Genomic DNA, 17,824 nt, shown 5'->3' with positions numbered 1-17,824 from the left:
GGGGAAGGCAGTCCGGAGAAGCGTATGAGCCTGCCGTCTAACCCGAAATCCCTGCAGTCGATGACCGGCTTTGCTCGCAGCGAAGGAACAAGCGGCCGCAACCGCTTTGCCTGGGAACTGCGCTCGGTTAACGGCAAGGGGCTCGACATGCGATTGCGGCTGCCCTCCGGCGTTGATCGTCTTGAGCAGGATGTCCGCAAGCGGATTTCCGAACGGTTTTCTCGCGGCAATCTGCAGGTGGCGCTGTCGCTCTCGACCGACGACGCAAAGGTGGAAGCGGTGCTGAACCGCGATGCACTGGCCGCCGTGATGGCGCTCCGTGCTGAACTGGGCGATCTGGTCGATTCGGCACCGCTGCGTCTCGACACGTTGCTTGGCATCCGTGGTCTCGTCGAGATCCGCGAGGCCGAGGATGACGAACAGGCGGTGACGGCGCGCGACGCCGCCATCCTCAACTGTCTCGGCGACGCGCTTTTCAAACTTGAAGAGATGCGCGAGCACGAAGGGTCGGCACTGCGGGACATTCTCACCCGCCATGTGGACCGCATCGCCGAACTGACGACGCTGGTGGAGAAGGACCCGTCCCGCTCGCCGGAAGAGATTGCCAAGAAGCTTTCCACGCAGCTCGCCGCCTTGATGGCAGAGGCGCCGACTCTCGACCGCGACAGGCTTTATGGCGAGGCAGCACTGCTTGCGACCCGCGCCGATCTGCGCGAAGAGATCGACCGGCTGAAGGCCCATGTCGTCGCAGCCCGCGAGCTTCTGCAGACGGGCGGGCCTGCCGGGCGCCGTCTCGACTTCCTTGCACAGGAATTTAACCGGGAATCGAATACGATCTGTTCCAAATCCAACGCCGCTGCTGTAACGGCAGCAGGACTGGAACTGAAAGTCGTGATCGACCAGTTCCGCGAACAGGTTCAGAATCTGGAGTGACACGACCATGAGCCCGGCCCCCTCGACACCGAAAACCTCGTCGCCCTCGAAGATGAAGACGACGATCGCGCGCCGGGGATTGATGCTGGTCCTGTCGTCGCCGTCAGGCGCTGGCAAATCCACCATCGCCGGCAATCTCTTGCGCGGCGACCATAGCCTCGAGATCTCGGTCAGTGTCACCACCCGCGCCAAGCGCCCGAGCGAGATCGCCGACACCCATTACCACTTTATCACCGTGCCGCAGTTCGAGCGCATGCGCGATGCCGACGACCTCCTGGAATGGGCCGAGGTGCATGGCAATTTCTACGGCACGCCGCGCGAGCCCGTGGAAAAGGCGATGGCCGAGGGACGCGACATGCTGTTCGACATCGACTGGCAGGGCGCACTTCAGCTGCAGGAAAAGATGAAGGCGGACGTCGTCTCGATCTTCGTGCTGCCGCCAACCATGACCGAGCTGCAGTCACGTCTGCACCGCCGCGCCGAAGACAGCGAAGACGTGATCCGCACCCGGCTTGCCAATTCCCGCTCGGAAATCGAGCGCTGGCGCGAATACGACTACGTCATCGTCAACGACGATCTCGACGAAGCCTTCCACAACGTCAGCTGCATCGTCAACGCCGAACGCGTCCGCCGCGACCGCAGGCACGGCCTGTTCGAGTTCGTCAGCAATCTTCTGACGGAAGAGCCGACACTCTAGGTTCTGGTGTAAACGGGGCTATAGCGCTCGCCGCGACCCCTTAAAGCAAGTTCGCCAGTCTTACGAACTCTTCCACCGACAGCGTTTCGGCGCGGCGTTGCGGGTCGATGCCGGCTTTGGCGAGCAGAGCTTCGCCACCGACCGGTTTCAGGCTCTGGCGCAGCATCTTGCGGCGTTGGCCGAAGGCGGCGTGGGTGATGCGTTCCAGCTTGGAGACGTCGCAGGGCAGGGGATTGGCCCGCGGGATCATATGCACGACGGTCGAGGTCACCTTGGGTGGCGGCGAAAAGGCCTGAGGCGGCACGTCGAACATCATGTGGGGATCGGTGCGCCAGCCCGCGAGGACGCCGAGGCGGCCGTAGTGGTCGTCTTCTTGGTCGGCAACGATCCGCAGACCCACTTCCCTCTGGAACATCAGCGTCAGGCTCTGCCAGAATGGCGGCCAGGTCTTGTCCTCAGGCAGAAGCCAGTTCAGCAGCAGTTGCGTGCCGATATTGTAGGGCAGGTTGGCGATGATCTTGACCGGTCCACCGGCAGCCTTCTCGGCCGCGAGCGCGGCAAAATCGATCTGCAGCGCGTCGCCTTCGATGACCTCAAGCCGTCCCGGATAGTGGTCGGCGATTTCTGCAAGCACTGGAAGCGCGCGGGCGTCGCGCTCGATGGCGATCACCTTCTTGGCGCCGAGCGACAGGATGGCACGGGTAAGGCCGCCGGGACCCGGCCCAACCTCGAATACGGTCACGTCCTCCAGCGGTCCGGCCGCGCGGGCGATCTTCTGGGTGAGGTTGAGATCGAACAGAAAGTTCTGGCCAAGCGATTTCTTGGCGTCCAGTCCATGACGCTGGACGACGTCACGCAGCGGCGGCAGCCCATCGAGCGTCGCCATCAGATGCGCCCCGCAAGGCTCGGTGTCATTGTTCCGGCCATGGCGCCTGCAAGCCGGATTGCCTCGACCAGGCTCGTTTCGCGGGCGACACCCTTGCCGGCGATGCCGAAGGCGGTGCCGTGGTCGGGAGAGGTCCGGATGAAGGGCAAGCCGAGCGTGACGTTGACGGAGGTATCGAAACCCAGCGCCTTGGCCGGGATCAGCGCCTGATCGTGATACATGCAGATTGCCACGTCGTAGCGGCCGCGGGCTTCGTCATGAAACATCGTATCGGCCGGTAGCGGCCCGAAGGCGTTGATGCCCTCTGCGCGCAGCTTGACGATGGCCGGATGGATGATGTCGCGTTCTTCGGTGCCCATCGTACCGTCTTCGCCCGCATGCGGATTGAGACCGGCAATCGCGATGCGCGGCTGGTCGATGCCGAACCGGACTTTCAGGTCGTGATGGGTCACGCGGCAGGTTTCAAGGATCAGCGTTTCGGTGAGCGCCGCTGGAATGTCCTTGAGCGGAATGTGGATCGTGACGGGGATGGCCCGCAGCTTCGGTCCGGCCAGCAGCATGACGGGGCGCACGGGGGTGCCTGTATGCTTGTGCGCAAGGTCCGCCAGGAATTCCGTATGGCCGGGAAAGCCGAAGCCTGCCTGGTATAGAACGGACTTGGCAATCGGATTGGTGACGACGCCGAGCGTCTTTCCCGCAAACGACAGCGACACGGCGGTCTCGATCGCCTCGATCGTCCCACGGGCGGTGGCGACATGCGGCTCGCCGGCGGCGACTTCGGCTCCGGCCGGGATCGGCAGAACGGGAAGCGCGTCTTCGAAGATCGAAACGGCGCCGTCCGCGTCGGTTTCACGGATCGCAACGTCGAGGCCAAGAAGGGCCGCGCGCGATGCAAGCACCGCCGGGTCGCCGAGGAAGAGAAACGGCGCAATGCCGTGTGTCCGTCTCGCCGTCCATGCGGCGAGCGTGATGTCTGGACCAATGCCGGCAGGATCGCCCTGGGTCAGCGCGAGCGGACGATCAAAAGGCATGCGGTCTCCGTTCAGGCCCTTTGGGCTTTACGACTTCTGGATGTAATCGATCTGGGCCTTGGCGCGCAGATCGTCCATGTACTTCTTGCTGTTCGGGTCTTCACCGGACTTTTCAGCCTTGCCGAGATCCTCGGCGCGGAACACGGCTTCGGCCGCCACGTCATCGGAAACCTGACGCTGCTCGCAGATCGCCAGGAATTCGACGCCACGCTCGGTAACGCGCGTGCCGGTCGTGTTGCCGGAGGACTTCTCGATCAGCGGCTTCCAGTCTTCCGGCAAATCCGGCGCAAGCACGCGGCCCAGATCACGGATGGAAACGTCCAGCATCGTCGCTGCAAAGGTTTTAGCTTCGGCGCAGCCGGGGAACCGCGACCGCGACGCGTCGGCTTCTGCCTTGCGCTTGTTGAGGATGGCGTTCCGCTTTGCCGCGGGAACAACGAAGATCACCTGTTTCAGGAAATATTCGGTGGTGACGGGCTTCTGCTTGTTCTCCATCATGCGGGTAACAAGCTGGTCGGTCGACATGCGCTGACGACCGCCGCCGTAACGGGCGTTGACCAGGCGCGGCCAGCTCATCTGCACGGCGATATAGGCCTTGAAATGGTCCGGTGTGACGCCGGCCTGATTGAGCACGCTGCTCAACTGCTCGGTTGTCATCTTGTTGCCCTGCGCGAAGCGGGCAAACGAACGATCAACGTCCTCGGTGCTGACGGACATCTTGACGCGCGAGATTTCCTGGCGCTTCAGCGTTTCGTCGATCAGCTGATCGAGAGCTACCTTGTTGCTCGGCTTCTGACGCTGAAGGCGCATGAAGGCCGAACGGCGAGCAACGTCGGCGGTGGTGATCGCCGATCGGTTGACGACGGCTGCGACGCCGCTCGTCGACTGTGCCATTGCCACGATTGGTGTCATCACCGGCGTGGCGACCGTGGTCGCGGCGAGCACGGAGACTGCCAGCACGATCTTGCGTGTCGCGGTCATTGCAAACATGAAACCAATCCCTTTTTTCCGCCCGGGCACTTGTCGCGCGACTTTGCGCGCTTTCGGCCGCCATACTAGCCGATTGGCGTCCGATTGCACAATCGTTGCGGCAAAACCATGACGATTCTTCCGTTACCGGTCTCAGTAACGGAAGGTTTGATCGTAATCCTTGGTCGTGCCGATATTGACGTCGCCAAGCGTGCGGAAACTCAGGCGCGCACTGATCGTCCAGTCGTTCGCATCGGCTTCCGAAGGCTTGTCGGTATAGGCAAGCGTGAAGATCGTGCACTCGTCGGCGTAGCTGATACCGACGCCGCGCCGGATGAGCGAACTGTCTGTCAGGTCCCACGTGGCGGAACCGGCCAGCGACCAGTTTTCGTTGACCCGGAGCGACATGCTGTTCTTCAGCACGTCCGTCGCGTCGCTGTCGCCGTACTCGTCCTGCGCATCGACCTTAGTGTAGATCAGCTTGCCGCTGACCCGCGGTGTGGAATAGCTGAACGCTGTATCGGTGCGACGGATATCGAGCGACTTTTCATCGAGCCGCACGTTGTTGGAAAGCGAGAAGCCCTGCGGCAGGTCTATCGCCGCCATGGCGACGTAATCGGATCGCGATGTTTCGAGGCCCGAATTGGCGCCGGCCTGAACCAGATCGTCGCTGGCGAAGGAATTCTCGCCGGCAATCTGGTAGGACTGGCCGAAGATGCCGCGCACGCCGATGCCGTTGTTGAACGAACCGGTATAGCGGAAGCCGACATTGGCACGGGTGCCGCCTTCGACACGGTCGTAGCCGGAGAACTTGTCCCGTTCGAACAGCGAAGTGGCATCGAACACGAAGCTCTGCGCATCTTCGTTCGGGAGGCCGCCGGACATCTGTTCGTCCGGACGCGCATAGATCTGCGCGATCGGCTCGATGATGTGGCTGCTGTTTTCGCTGGTGATCAGGAACGGATAGCGGGCCTCGAGGCCAGCCGTCAGCATGTATCGACCGTTCGTGCCGTTCGGCTCCAGATTGCCGTCATAGGCAAAGTTCGGATTGGACACATCGTGGCGGATGCCATCGGCGCGTGCTGCAAACAGCGGCGTCAGCAGCAGGCCGCCCGATGTCGTGTAGGTGCGCTTCCATTCGGCTTCGGTCGTCACGCGGGCGTAATCGCCTTCGAGACCAGGGAAGCGGTATGTGGTGCCCTCGAAGTAGGAATCCTCTTCGCGACGCGACAGGTTGGTCAGGTTGGCGTTGAACGAAAGCTCACCGCCGTACACCGATTCGGGCGCGATATACTGGTAGTCCAACGACGGATAGGCGATCGCCTGCTGGCGCTCGAGCGTGTTCGACGTGCCATTGTCCTGGACGTCGAAATAGTAGGCGTGCAGGTCGAAATAGTTACGCTTGCCAAGGCCGGTCAGGTAGACGTCGTTGGTGAACGTATCCTGGCTGACATCGGTCAGGCTGTAGGTCCGCGAGAAGTTCGCGTCCGTCTGGGCCATGACGTTCCAGCCGAAGGCCCAGCGCGGGTTGATCTGGAACTCGCCCTTGGAGGCGGCCATGAAGCGGCTGTTCTGCTCGCGGTCGCTTGTGCCAGCGTCGAACGAGCCGGGATCGCGCTGATCGATGCCGGCAAAACGGAACGTGTGGTCGCCGTTGTCGAACCGGTTGCGCACTTCGCCTTCGACCAGAAGTCCCTGGCTCGAATAGTAGGTCGGGCTGATCGTCGCATCCATGCTTGGCGAGAAGACATGGTAATAGGGGACGGTGACGCCGAACCCGAGGTTGTCGCTGACGATGAACTTCGGAAACAGCACGCCGGACTTGCGCTCGACAGTCTCGTCGGGAACCTCGATCGGGAAGGGCAGTTTTCCAAGCGAAAAGCCGAACAACTCGAACTGTGCATTCTCGAGGCGAATCGTATGCTTCTGTCCGTTGCGAATGACGCGCTGCGCCTTGACTTGCCAAAGAGGCGCCTTGCCGGGTGTGGCGGCGCATGGAAGGCAGGCGGTGTACACGGTGTTGTTGAGCACCATGATATCGCCGGTCTGGCGCTCGGCGCTTTCAGCCGCAAGGCGGGTATTGTCAGTGGTTTCCACGCGCAGGGCATTGATGAAGCCCTGGCCGAAATCGTCGGTCACGTCGAGCTCTTCCGCGTAGACGCGGCTGCCCGACGGTTCGATGAACTCGATATTGCCGGTTGCCATGACGCGGCCGGTGTTCTGATCGTATTCCACCCGCTGCGCGACCATGCGGTAACGGTTGTAATAGATCTGGACGCCACCGGTCGCGGTGACGCGCTTGTTGTCCTGATTGTAGGTCAGTTCGTTGGCGCGCAGAAGCATCTTCGCACCGTCTTCAGCAGCCGGCACGAGGCCCTGCGCATACGCGCCGCCCGTCAATGCAGCGACGCCAGAGACACATACAGACACACCGGTCAGCAGGGCGGCGGCGAGCCGACTGATATTTCCGCGGTTACTTACCGCCACTAGCCATCCTCCTGATGAAGCAAGATCGTAGCGCCCAGGGCAGTCGCGACGACGACTGGAATCCAGACCGCCACGAAAGGAGGAATCGCCCCGCTGCTCCCGAATGCCTTCACAAGCACCGAGACGACATAAAGCACGAAGCCCGAAACTATTCCACCCAGAATCATCGACCTGGACTGTGCGAAGCGACTGAATTTTAACGACACTGTTGCCGCAATCATTGTCATGGCGACGAGCAGCAGCGGCAGTGAAAGCAGGGAGTGAAACTGGGTTTCCAGCGCCTTCGTCGAGATTCCAAAGGATTTGCCGATCTCGATCTTTCGGGAAAGACCAAGAAACGCAACGGTTTCCGGCTGAGCAAGGCTCTCCTGGAGATACTCGCGTCTCAAATTGGTTTTGACCTGTGCCGTCTCGAGACGGGTCGGAATTTCGCCCGGCCGATTCTCCAGAACGTCGTTAAGAAGCCAGTAACCATCTTCCAACTTAGCGGTCTTGGCGTCCTGCCGCATGGTGATGACGTCGTCCTTGTCGAAGTGGAAAACCACCACGTCGAGGAGCTCGGTACCGCTCTCGCGATAGGTCTTGGCGCCGATGATCACGTCTTCGTCGCCGGACAGCTGGCGGATCCACGGCACGAACTTGGACGACTTGGACTTGTTGCTGGCCTGCCGCCACGTGGTCTCGAGCGAAATTGATTCGCGCTGGCCCCAGGCGCCGATCGGGTTGACGACGAACAGCGTGAACAGACCGAGCAGAAACGATCCGACAATGAAAGGTGCGACGAACTGCCAGACGGAAATTCCGGCTGCACGGGTGACGACCAGTTCGTAGCGACGGTTGAGCGCGATCAGCACCGTCATGCCGATAAACAGGCTCAGCGTCGGGATGGCCTGCTGCAGGATCTGCGGCACGCGCAACGCCGTCATCGCCAGCGCGCCGTAGAGGCTGTAGCCGTTGAGGCCCGAGAGGCGACGGCTCGTCTCGCTGAAATCGGCAAGAAAGATAATGGCGCTGACACCGAGCAGGAACCAGAATGCGGTGCTGATATAGCGCTTAAAGAAATAGCGGCCGAGAGTGGAGAAGATCATTTCACTTCTCCCGTGGTTCCGCGTCCCGTCGGCGACAAGCGCTTCTGCACGACGGTTGTCGCTTTCGTGATGCTGCGGCTGAACAGGCGAGGCATCTGGATCTGCCGATTGGTGGCCAGCATGAAGCCCGTCACCAGGCAGGTCACCAGCGGAATCGCGTAGACCAGCGGCACGTAGGCGGCGTTGCGTTCCGTCAGATTGGTGGCCGAGAAGCCCAGCCAGCGCAGCAGGAAGGCGAAAAGCAGCACATAGATCATCGGATGCAGCCGTGCCGACCGGTGCGACCGCGTGTTGCCGGCGACAAGCAGAGACACCAGCGCGAAGGTGATCGGGAACAGCCAGTCGGACAGGCGACGATGCAGTTCGCTGCGGAAGCTCTCGGGCTTTTTCTGATAGGCGGGATCGGTCTTGTCTGGGTTGAGCAGGAAGCTCAGCGGCCGGTCACCGGAGTAAAGCGGCAGGCCGCCCTCATCCGATTGGGTCATCGCGGACAGATCGAACGCATAGGACGCGAACTTGACGATCGAGATCCGGCCGTCCGGGCCTTTGCGATGCACTTCGCCATCGCGCATGGTAAGCGATGTGCCGCCAGGATCGACCGATCCTTCGCGGGCATAATAGATCAGGCCGAAATTCGGATCGCGGTAATCGACGATGAAAAGGCCTTTCAGCACCCGGCCTGAATGGCGCTCGGAGATCTGGACGTAAAGCCCGTCCTCGATGCTGCGAAAGGTCTTTTCCTCGATCACGGAAGATAGAAGGTCAGCATAGGCAGCTGCGACCATTTCGCGCGCGCCGAGCCGTGATTTGGGTTCGATGAAATTGGTGATGGTGAAGGAGACGAGGCTGAGCGCGACCGCGAGCAGGATCACCGGCTTGTAGATGATGCTGCGGGCCGCACCGGCCGCGTCGATCACAGGCAGTTCCGAATCGTTGTTCATCGCCGTCAGCGTCTGGGTGATGCCGATGACAAAGGCGAAGGGCAGGACAACCGGAATGATGGTCGGCAGGATATAGCTTGCGAGCTGCATGAACGAGCCCATCGACTGGCCGGTGTCGGTGACCAGGTTGATGCGGCCGAGCACCTGAATCGTCCAGATGATCGTGAGCACCGGAACGAGTGCCACCAGGAACATCTGCAGGATTCGGCGCAATATGTAGAGTTCGAGAAGCTTCATTCCCGCATTATGCCTCAGGTCCTAAGGGGCTTTCGTCCCGCATTCGATCGATGGTAGCCGCGCCTATCTAAGCGATTGGGAACGGCATTGCGACAGGGCCCCTGTCACAAAATGTTGGCAACCCCGGTTTTCTTCGGCGTTGTGACATTTGGAAACAGTGGATTGGACATCAATACGGGCTTTAGGAAGGCGAGAAGTTCGATCCTGCGCGCTTGCGTTCGCGACCGAAAGGGTGAAGATCGGGCCTTTCTTCCGCACCACAATGCCTGGAGCTGTAATGTCCATGAAATTCGATATCGCCTTTTCCGCCTCCGCCGTCATCGATGGAGGACTTGCGATTCAGCTCAAGCTTTCGGGAGATGCCGTAGCCGCCGGTGTCGCCGAAGTCGATCCGCAGGCTGTCGCGGTGAGGGCGGCAGGGATCGCCAAGTTCAAGGGCAAGGCATTGGCGACGCTGGATATTCTGGCGCCTTCCGGATCGACGGCCGACCGGCTTATCGTGCTGGGTCTCGGCAAGGCCGACAAGCTGACAGCCTACGATTGGCTGAAAGCGGGCGGCGTCGCAGCCGCTGCGGTCAAGACGATGGAAAAGGTGACGGTGTTCCTCGACGCACCCGGTGCCGATGTCGGCGCTGCCGAAGCTGCGGATTTCGCCACGGGAATGCTGCTGCGCGCCTACAAGTTCGATACCTTCAAGACCAAGAAGAAAGACGAGGACGAGGACAAGTCGCCGAAGACGGTGACAGTCACCATCGTCACCGCAAAAGCCGATGCGGCGACTAAGGAATTTGTCTCGGCGAAGGCCATTGCCGAGGGTGTGATTCTCGCCCGCGACCTCGTCAATCTGCCGCCGAACGTGCTTGGCCCGATCGAGTTTGCGCAAAAGGCGAAAGATCTGGAAACGCTCGGCGTCGACGTGGAGATCCTGACGGAAACCGAGATGACGGAACTTGGCATGGGCGCTCTGCTCGGCGTCGCCCAAGGCTCTTCCCGGCCGCCGCGGCTGGCGATCATGACCTGGAACGGCGGCACGCCTGGAGATCAGCCGGTCGCCTTTATCGGCAAGGGCGTCGTTTTCGATACCGGCGGCATCTCGATCAAGCCGAGCCTTGGCATGGAAGACATGAAGGGCGACATGGGCGGTGCCGCCGCCGTGACAGGCCTGATGCACACGCTGGCCGCCCGCAAGGCCAAGGCGAACGTCATCGGCATTATCGGCTTGGTCGAGAACATGCCTGACGGCAACGCCCAGAGACCCGGTGATATCGTCACCTCGATGTCCGGCCAGACGATCGAAATCGTCAATACCGATGCGGAAGGCCGTCTCGTGCTGGGCGATGCGCTCTGGTACTGCAAGGAACGCTTCAAGCCTCGCTTCATGATCGATCTCGCGACGCTGACCGGCGCCATCGTTGTCGCGCTCGGCAACCTCCATGCCGGACTGTTTTCCAACGATGACGCGCTGGCGGACGAACTGACACAGGCGGGCGAGACAAGCGGCGAGAAGCTTTGGCGCATGCCGCTTTCCAAGGACTACGACAAGATGATCGACAGCCGCTTTGCCGACATGAAGAACAGCGGCGGCAGGCAGGCCGGCTCGATCACCGCGGCGCAGTTCCTCAAGCGTTTCGTCGGCGATACGCCCTGGGCGCATCTCGACATCGCGGCAACGGCGCTCAATTCGCCGCAGAACGAGATCAACCAGTCCTGGGCATCCGGCTACGGCGTGCGCCTGCTGGACGAACTCGTTCGCAGGAACTACGAGAACTGATGACCGAAGTTCTGTTCTATCACCTGACCGAATCGAAGCTTGAGGATGCGCTGCCGGCGCTTCTTGAAAAGAGCATCGAGCGGGGCTGGAAGGTGGTCGTTCAGACGGCCGAAGAGGTGCGTCGGGATTTCCTCGACGCACATTTGTGGACGTTTCGCGATGACAGCTTCCTGCCGCATGGCACCGATGCAGCACCGATGCCGCAGGAGCAACCGGTCCTGCTGACCGCGACACCCGAAAACCAGAATTCCGCAACCGTGCGCTTCGTCGTCGACGGCGCCGAGCCACCGCCGCTCGACCCTTACGAACGCGTCGTCTTCATGTTCGACGGTTACGATCAGCTCCAGCTGGAAGGCGCGCGCGCCCAGTGGAAGAAGCTGAAGGGCGATGGCCATGCCCTGACCTACTGGCAGCAGTCGCCCGAGGGACGTTGGGTGAAAAAGGCCTGATCAGGCAAGAAACATCAGCTTTCCGACATGTCGTCGGTTGATTTCTTTTCGTCAAAATCGGGATTGAGCTCACCCATAGCAAGGTAGCTCGCTCGAATGGCGTCTAGTCTTTGCCGCCGCTTCTTATCCTCGGGCAGGACGTCGATCCCTTCTGAAGCCTCTCCCACCACGCGCTCCAGCGCCTGGCGAACCGCATCCTCCTTGCTCGGAGCATTCAGGATTTTCTGCGCCTGTTCGGCAAGCGCATCGAGATCAGGGTCGGTGATATGAAGCGTCATGGTCATGCCTCACGGGGTTGTTCATGGACGATAGTGTATCTGCGGTTGCGGCACAACCGACGGTTCTCTTTTACGTCTTCATGATCGTCTCGCGCAGGAAACTGTAACCCATGGCAAGTCGTTCCGCCTGTTCAAGCGTATCGCCGGCGCCGCCGTGGCCGCCCGAGCCGTATTCGTGAAACAGAGGACGATGCCCGGCGTCGATCAGTCGCTTGGCGAAACGGCGGGCATGCGATGGATGCACGCGGTCGTCGTTGGTCGAGCTCTCGATGTAGATCGGCGGATAGGTCACCTCAGCCGCGGGGTCGATATTGTGGAGCGGCGAATAGGTCAGCATCGCGGCAAGCTCTTCCGCGACGTCAGGGTTGCCGTATTCATCCATCCAGGCCTTGCCGGCTGGGAAGACGTGGAAGCGCGACATGTCGATGACGGGGACCGAGGTCCAGATCGCGCCGAAGTCTTCCGGGTAACGGGTTGCCATGACCGCGGTCAGAAGACCGCCATTGCTGCCGCCATGGCAGGCGATGCGCGACGGTTTTGTGATGCCACGTGCGACAAGATCGCGGGAGACTGCGACGAAATCCTCGAACGCCTTGTGACGGCCCTTGCCCTTGGCGACCGTGTGCCAGTCGGGGCCGAATTCCGCGCCGCCGCGGATATAGGCCTGTACATAGGCGCCGCCATGCTCGAGCCAGACGCCGGTATTGCCCGAGTAGTAGGGAGCAAGCGGCCAGCCGAAACCACCATAGCCATACATCAGGACCGGCAGTTCGCCCTTCTCCCACGTCTTCGGATAGACGATGTGATAGGGGATTTTCGTCCCGTCTTCCGATGTCGCCTGCAGAAGCTCGGACTGCATCCCTTGCGCATCGAAATAGGCGGGAGAGACGCCTGTCGGAACCAAATCGGGCAAGCGGGCGCGATCCGTCAGGTCGAGACGCCATGTCCCGTAAGGCTGCAGGAAGCCCTGGCCGATGACGGTCAGGATTTCCTCGCCGCGCGTGAGGTCGGCATCGAGCGTGCGGAATCCGACGGTCTGCAGAGTGGACGGCAGCTGCAGTTCCTGCGGCTGCGCATCCGGTTTCGTGAGGTCAATCAGGAATAACCGCGGCACCATCACGTCGCTGACGATGATCGCGCCCCAGGTCTTGAACAGCGAGAACTGGGTGACGGTCTGGCCGTGTTCTGGAGCGAAGACGACACGGGCCGCGCCCAGAGGTTCATCCGAAAACGTGATGAATTCCTGCAGGATCAGGCTGCCGGTCGGATAGCGCTCGTCACTCTTGGCGCGCCAGAGCAGATGGCGATGGTTGGCGGTGACATCGATCCTGTCGGGCAGATCGAGACGCCGGAGCGCACCTTGTCCATCGCGGACATGGACGCTCATCCGGTCGATCTCGTGGATGACGGTAAAGAACTCGATCGGCTTCTCGTCCGGTCCGCCGTTCCAGAACAGTGGATCGATGATCCCGCCGGTCGCCTGAACGTCGTCCGGGCCTGCCTCGAACAGGATCGGCGCATCCTTCGGATCCATGCCGCGTTTGAGACGGCGTCCGACGCGGGGCCAGCCCGAGCGGGTGGCGGAGTTCTCGTCGATCGAGCCGAAATAGGCAATCTCGTCGGGACCGATCCAGCTTGCATGGGCTCGCGCTGCCGGTGTGTCGAAACCGCCCTCGACGACCGCCTTCGCCTCCGTGTCGAACTCCAGCAATCGCATCTGGTCGGATCCGCCGTCGGACAGGATGACGAGAACGCGGGTCGGCTCGTAAGGGGAGGTGACGGCGCCACTATAGATCCAGCGCTTGCCTTCGGTAACGCAAAAGGCGTCGAAATCGAAAATGGTTTCCCAGGCCGCGTCGTGGCGCGGCTCGTCTGCTGCCGGTAGTCGGCGCCAGAGACCGAGGGGATTGTCCTTGGTGCGATGAAAGTCGAACTGCCAGCGTCCGCGCCGCGCCGGCACGATCAGCCGGTCCTCGCGCTCAAACATCGCCTTCAGCGTGTCGCGGTCCGCTTCGAATTGGGGTGTTTCCAGGGCGTCCGCCGAGATCGCGTTCTGCTCGGCGATAAAGGCGAGCGTGCGGGCGTCGTCGTCGGTTTCGAGATAAAGATCCATCGAAGGCCTCCTCTGGCTGCAGCACCTTAGCTAGGCATGCAGAGGGGCAGGGGCAACCGGATTACGAAACTCAGCCGGCCATCGCCTCTTCGTATTCGGAAGACAGCATCAGCCATTGCTCTTCGGCGGCCGAGAGCTTGGCCGCGGCCTCGCCCCGTTCCTTGGCCTTGGTTGCAGCCTTTGCCGGCGTCTTTTCATAGAGCGCCGGGTCTGCAAGCTCTTTATCAAGCGCCTGAATCAGCTTCTCAAGCTTGGCGGTCAAGGCCTCGGCATCGTTGATCTTTTTGCGCAACGGGGCGAGCGAGGCACGCCTTTCCGCGCTCGCCTTGCGCTGTTCGACCTTCGATGCCGCATCGTCAATCAGCTGCGGTTTTTCTTCTTTTTTTTTACCGGAACTGACAATCAGGTCGCGGTATTCTTCGAGATCTCCCTCGAAGGTTTGCACCGTGCCGTTGTTGACGAGCCAGAGACGATCGACCGTCGCCTCGATCAGATGCCGGTCATGGGAGATCAGTATGACGGCGCCCTGATAGTCGTTGAGCGCCTCGATCAGGGCTCTTCGGCTGTCGATGTCCAGATGGTTGGTCGGCTCGTCGAGGATGAGGAGGTTGGGCGCGTGGAAGGCGGCAAGCCCCATCAGCAGGCGCGCCTTTTCGCCGCCCGACAGATCCTTTGCAGGCGTCGACATCTTTTCTGTCGCAAGCCCCATCTGGGCGACGCGGGCGCGTACCTTGCCTTCCGGGACTGACGGCATCAGGCGGCGCACGTGCTCCACGGGAGAATCACCCGGGACGAGGTCGTCGAGCTGGTGCTGTGCGAAGAAGCCGATCTTCAGGCTTGGCGCGAGCTTCAGTTCGCCGCTTTCGGCGGCAAGCCGGCCGGCGATGAACTTGGCGAAGGTCGACTTGCCGTTGCCGTTCGAGCCGAGGAGGGCGATGCGGTCGTCATGGTCGATCCGGAGCGTGATGTTCTTGAGGATCGGCTTGCCCGGCTCGTACCCGACGGCACCGTTCTGCACCGAGATGATCGGCGAGGCGGGTTGCTTTTCGGGCTCGGGGAAGGTGATCGGCTGGACATGATCCTCGATAACAGAGGCGACCGTTCCCATCCGCTCCAGCGCCTTGACGCGGCTCTGCGCCTGCTTGGCCTTGGAGGCCTTGGCCTTGAAGCGGTCGATGAAGGTCTGCAAATGCTTGCGGGCCGCATCGTTCTTCACCTTGGCCTTGGTCTGCAGCTCGTCGTTTTCCGCCTTCTGGCGTTCGAACTGGTCATAGCCGCCGCGATAGAAGGTGAGCTTCTTCTGGTCGAGATGGACAATCGACGTGACCGCATTGTTGAGCATGTCGCGGTCATGGCTGATGACGATCACCGTGTGCGGATAGCGGCGCACGTAATCTTCCAGCCAGAGCGTGCCTTCAAGATCGAGATAGTTGGTCGGCTCGTCGAGCAAAAGCAGGTCCGGCTCGGCAAACAGAACCGAAGCAAGCGCCACACGCATGCGCCAGCCGCCGGAAAATGACGAGGCAGGCCGAAGCTGGGCTTCCTGCGAAAAGCCGAGGCCGGCGAGAATGCTGGCGGCGCGCGCTTCCGCCGAATGGGCGTCGATGTCGACGAGGCGCATCTGGATGTCGGCAATTCTGTCCGGATCGGTGGCCGTTTCCGACTCGGCCATCAGCGCTGCCCGTTCCTTGTCGGCGGCGAGCACGATTTCCAGCAGCGAATCCTCGGTGCCGGGCGCTTCCTGAGCCACCTGTCCGAGCTTGGCGCTCTTCGGATAGGAGACCGAGCCGGTCTCCGAGCTGAGCTCGCCGGTAATCAGCTTGAACAGCGTCGATTTGCCCGCACCGTTTCGGCCCACAAGCCCGGCTTTGGTGCCGGCGGGCAGCGTCACGCTGGCATGGTCGAGGAGAAGGCGCCCGGCAATACGGGCGGAAAGGTCGGTAATGGTAATCATGGCCGCGGTTTTGGCCGAAACCGGGCGTGAAGGCAAGACGGCGGCCGTCGCGATTTGCGGGCATTGTGCGCTGCGAAGGGACAATCTCTCAAGGATCTCCCCCTGTTCCTCCGGGAACAGCCCTCCAGACCGCGCCCATCTAGGTTCGTCCCTGGCCACTCGGCCGAAGCATCCCTGACGGATGTTCGAACAAGGAGGGTTGAGAGATGAAGTTTTGGAAAGCGTCATGCCTGACACTTTTGGTGTCGGTTTCCCTGGCACCGACAGGCGCATTCGCCGATGACCGGTTCACCTGCTGGGCGCCGACCGCGGCGCAGGCGGCCTTTACCGCAGACTACTGGACGGACGAGCGCCGTCGCAATGCAATCCCCGCTCCCGGCCTACTGCCGGAGAGCGGCATGCCAGGTGGCGACGTACATTCCCTCGAAGGGACCGAGGTCAAGCTGGCACCGATCAAGGAGGCTCCGTTCAAGTTCGGTGGCAAGCTGTTCTTTAGCCTGGGCGGAATCGATCAAGCGGCCAGCGCCCAGTTCGTCTCCGACGACAAGATCATTATCGGGGCGGCACACGCCATGTGGCTGAATGGAGACCAGGCCAGCAACGTGGTGTTCTATCCGGGTTATGACGGAGCGCCGGGCGAGGCTTATCCTATCGAAATGGCGTCCGTCCTGACGGCGTGGACGAAGATACCGCAAGTCCCGGGCCTTGCCGCGGCCGCAGTCGATTACGCGGTCATGCGCAGTACCAAGGCATCGACGTCTGGAAAATTCCAGCTGCGTCTCGCTAAGGTGCCTGAGAAAACCGAACTCACCCTGATGGGATATCCCGGACGGCTGGATGGTGGCGAGTACATGTTCATGGAGGACCCGTCGATCAGCGTCAGCGATGCGACGGCTTACGAGGCAAAGCCGCATCCGATGTACGGCGGCGGTGCCAGTGGCGGAGCGTGGTTCCTGCCGGCTGAGAATAAGGCATTCGAAATCTTCAGCGTCGTGTCGAATGGCAGCCCTAGTAACGTCAAGGGGCCGCATTTCACGCATGAGACCGAGGAAATGATCGAGTACGTCAAGGGTGGCTGCAAGTAGCGATCGCAAAAGGGCAGGCGACCTGCGCGACGGAACTCAAAATCCGTCGCGCTCGGCGTCGCGGCTTGGACCACCCTGTCAATTGTCGGTCGCCCCCTCGCGCGACATGATCTTCAGCGATCGGTAGTCGAGGATGATCAGGCGGCCGCGCCGCATGCCGAGCACGCCGTCGCCCTTCCAAGCCTGAAGCTGCGCGTTCACTCGTGGGCGGCTGGCATTGATCAGTTGCCCCATTCTCTCCTGCGATATCGCTCTGTCGATCAGCAGCCCCTCCGCTGTGCTGCGGCCGTGCAGGCGGGCGAGATCGACGAGAAGACGCGCAAGCCTGGTCTGCAGCGTATGCAGTGCCATGCCTTCGGCAAAGGCCATCGTCTTTCTGAGCTTGCGTGCGAATGTCTTCATCAGAAAAGCCGACATCTGGGGCATGCGGGTGATCTCACTGAATGCGCTGCGACGGACCACCATCACGCGGGTCTCACCGGCCGCGACCGCGTTCGCGAAGTGGGTGCAGCCGAGGGTGAGTTCGACATCTCCCAGAACGTCGCCAGCGCCGAGCTCGGCGAAGATCACCTCATGCCCATCCTCCGAGATGAAATAGAGGTGCACGCAACCGGACACGATGATCGACAGCGCGTCGCAGGCCTGACCGCTGAAAAACAGCGTCTGGCCGTCCCTATAGAGCCGGCTCGCGGATCCCGAGACGAGACGCGAGAACGTGTCGTCGTCGAGATCGTCGAACCACGCGGAATGTCGGATGTCGCTGCTGATCTTGGAGATAAGGTTCGATGTCATAAACCCACTCGGACGCTGAGGTGTCGCTTGCCGTCTGAGCCGTGATACGGATAAATGCAATTAAAAGTTGTTACTTGCGTGACATTCTCCGACGATAAATCATTCTAGGTTGT

Annotated in this window: 15 protein-coding genes; 5 read left to right on the top strand and 10 right to left on the bottom strand. The window is 61.4% G+C overall.

Features of this window, described 5'->3' with window-relative positions; genetic code table 11:
- Positions 1–24 precede the first annotated feature (24 nt).
- Positions 25–933: a YicC/YloC family endoribonuclease gene (locus ASG19_RS01015; RefSeq protein ID WP_062453335.1), complete on the top strand. Its 909-nt coding sequence runs from the start codon at positions 25–27 to the stop codon at positions 931–933.
- A gap of 7 nt (positions 934–940) precedes the next feature.
- The gene (gmk, locus tag ASG19_RS01010) at positions 941–1,630 is read left to right on the top strand and encodes a guanylate kinase (protein WP_062453334.1); all 690 of its coding nucleotides are present in this window, start codon (positions 941–943) and stop codon (positions 1,628–1,630) included.
- Positions 1,631–1,670: 40 nt separating this feature from the next.
- Here gmk and rsmA read toward each other — a convergent pair whose 3' ends face one another.
- The 6 genes from rsmA to ASG19_RS00980 form a co-directional block, all read right to left on the bottom strand.
- Positions 1,671–2,516: a 16S rRNA (adenine(1518)-N(6)/adenine(1519)-N(6))-dimethyltransferase RsmA gene (gene rsmA, locus ASG19_RS01005; protein ID WP_062453333.1), complete on the bottom strand. Its 846-nt coding sequence runs from the start codon at positions 2,514–2,516 to the stop codon at positions 1,671–1,673.
- Positions 2,516–3,547, bottom strand: a complete 1,032-nt coding sequence (gene pdxA, locus ASG19_RS01000; RefSeq protein WP_062453332.1) for a 4-hydroxythreonine-4-phosphate dehydrogenase PdxA — start codon at positions 3,545–3,547, stop codon at positions 2,516–2,518. Before pdxA ends, rsmA begins: the two co-directional genes overlap by 1 nt.
- A 27-nt stretch (positions 3,548–3,574) precedes the next feature.
- On the bottom strand, positions 3,575–4,528 hold the full coding sequence (locus ASG19_RS00995) for a peptidylprolyl isomerase (protein ID WP_062454746.1): 954 nt from the start codon (positions 4,526–4,528) through the stop codon (positions 3,575–3,577).
- A 141-nt stretch (positions 4,529–4,669) separates the two neighbouring features.
- A complete protein-coding gene (locus ASG19_RS00990) occupies positions 4,670–7,003 on the bottom strand; it encodes an LPS-assembly protein LptD (RefSeq protein ID WP_062453331.1) in 2,334 nt (777 codons plus the stop codon).
- Positions 7,003–8,091, bottom strand: coding sequence for an LPS export ABC transporter permease LptG (lptG, locus tag ASG19_RS00985; protein WP_062453330.1), 1,089 nt, complete (start codon positions 8,089–8,091; stop codon positions 7,003–7,005). Before lptG ends, ASG19_RS00990 begins: the two co-directional genes overlap by 1 nt.
- Positions 8,088–9,269: an LptF/LptG family permease gene (locus tag ASG19_RS00980; protein WP_062453329.1), complete on the bottom strand. Its 1,182-nt coding sequence runs from the start codon at positions 9,267–9,269 to the stop codon at positions 8,088–8,090. Before ASG19_RS00980 ends, lptG begins: the two co-directional genes overlap by 4 nt.
- A gap of 277 nt (positions 9,270–9,546) precedes the next feature.
- Here ASG19_RS00980 and ASG19_RS00975 point away from each other — a divergent pair, with 277 nt between their 5' ends.
- Together ASG19_RS00975 and ASG19_RS00970 are read left to right on the top strand one after the other, a co-directional pair.
- Positions 9,547–11,040, top strand: a complete 1,494-nt coding sequence (locus ASG19_RS00975) for a leucyl aminopeptidase (protein WP_062453328.1) — start codon at positions 9,547–9,549, stop codon at positions 11,038–11,040.
- Positions 11,040–11,489, top strand: coding sequence for a DNA polymerase III subunit chi (locus ASG19_RS00970; protein WP_062453327.1), 450 nt, complete (start codon positions 11,040–11,042; stop codon positions 11,487–11,489). The genes ASG19_RS00975 and ASG19_RS00970 overlap by 1 nt, the downstream gene beginning before the upstream one ends.
- A gap of 14 nt (positions 11,490–11,503) precedes the next feature.
- Here the strand turns inward: ASG19_RS00970 and ASG19_RS00965 are convergent, their stop codons facing one another.
- From ASG19_RS00965 to ASG19_RS00955, 3 genes are all read right to left on the bottom strand, one after another.
- Positions 11,504–11,767 (bottom strand): type II toxin-antitoxin system VapB family antitoxin, encoded by a 264-nt coding sequence (locus tag ASG19_RS00965; RefSeq protein ID WP_062454744.1) that lies wholly within the window; start codon positions 11,765–11,767, stop codon positions 11,504–11,506.
- Between the two features lie 70 nt (positions 11,768–11,837).
- Positions 11,838–13,880 carry a prolyl oligopeptidase family serine peptidase gene (locus tag ASG19_RS00960; RefSeq protein ID WP_062453326.1) on the bottom strand — a complete coding sequence of 681 codons (2,043 nt, stop codon included), beginning with the start codon at positions 13,878–13,880 and terminating at the stop codon, positions 11,838–11,840.
- Between the two features lie 70 nt (positions 13,881–13,950).
- On the bottom strand, positions 13,951–15,834 hold the full coding sequence (locus tag ASG19_RS00955; RefSeq protein WP_062453325.1) for an ABC-F family ATP-binding cassette domain-containing protein: 1,884 nt from the start codon (positions 15,832–15,834) through the stop codon (positions 13,951–13,953).
- A gap of 206 nt (positions 15,835–16,040) precedes the next feature.
- Between ASG19_RS00955 and ASG19_RS00950 the strand changes: the two genes are divergently transcribed.
- Positions 16,041–16,919, top strand: coding sequence for a hypothetical protein (locus tag ASG19_RS00950; RefSeq protein WP_062453324.1), 879 nt, complete (start codon positions 16,041–16,043; stop codon positions 16,917–16,919).
- A gap of 78 nt (positions 16,920–16,997) precedes the next feature.
- Here the strand turns inward: ASG19_RS00950 and ASG19_RS00945 are convergent, their stop codons facing one another.
- On the bottom strand, positions 16,998–17,711 hold the full coding sequence (locus tag ASG19_RS00945; protein ID WP_062453323.1) for a Crp/Fnr family transcriptional regulator: 714 nt from the start codon (positions 17,709–17,711) through the stop codon (positions 16,998–17,000).
- Positions 17,712–17,824: the final 113 nt, after the last annotated feature.

The sequence above is a fragment of the Rhizobium sp. Leaf306 genome, from assembly GCF_001423425.1.
GTDB classification, from domain to species: Bacteria; Pseudomonadota; Alphaproteobacteria; order Rhizobiales; family Rhizobiaceae; genus Neorhizobium; species Neorhizobium soli.
Note: the sequence above shows the minus strand (reverse complement) of the source record. Positions and strands in the feature narration are given on the sequence as shown.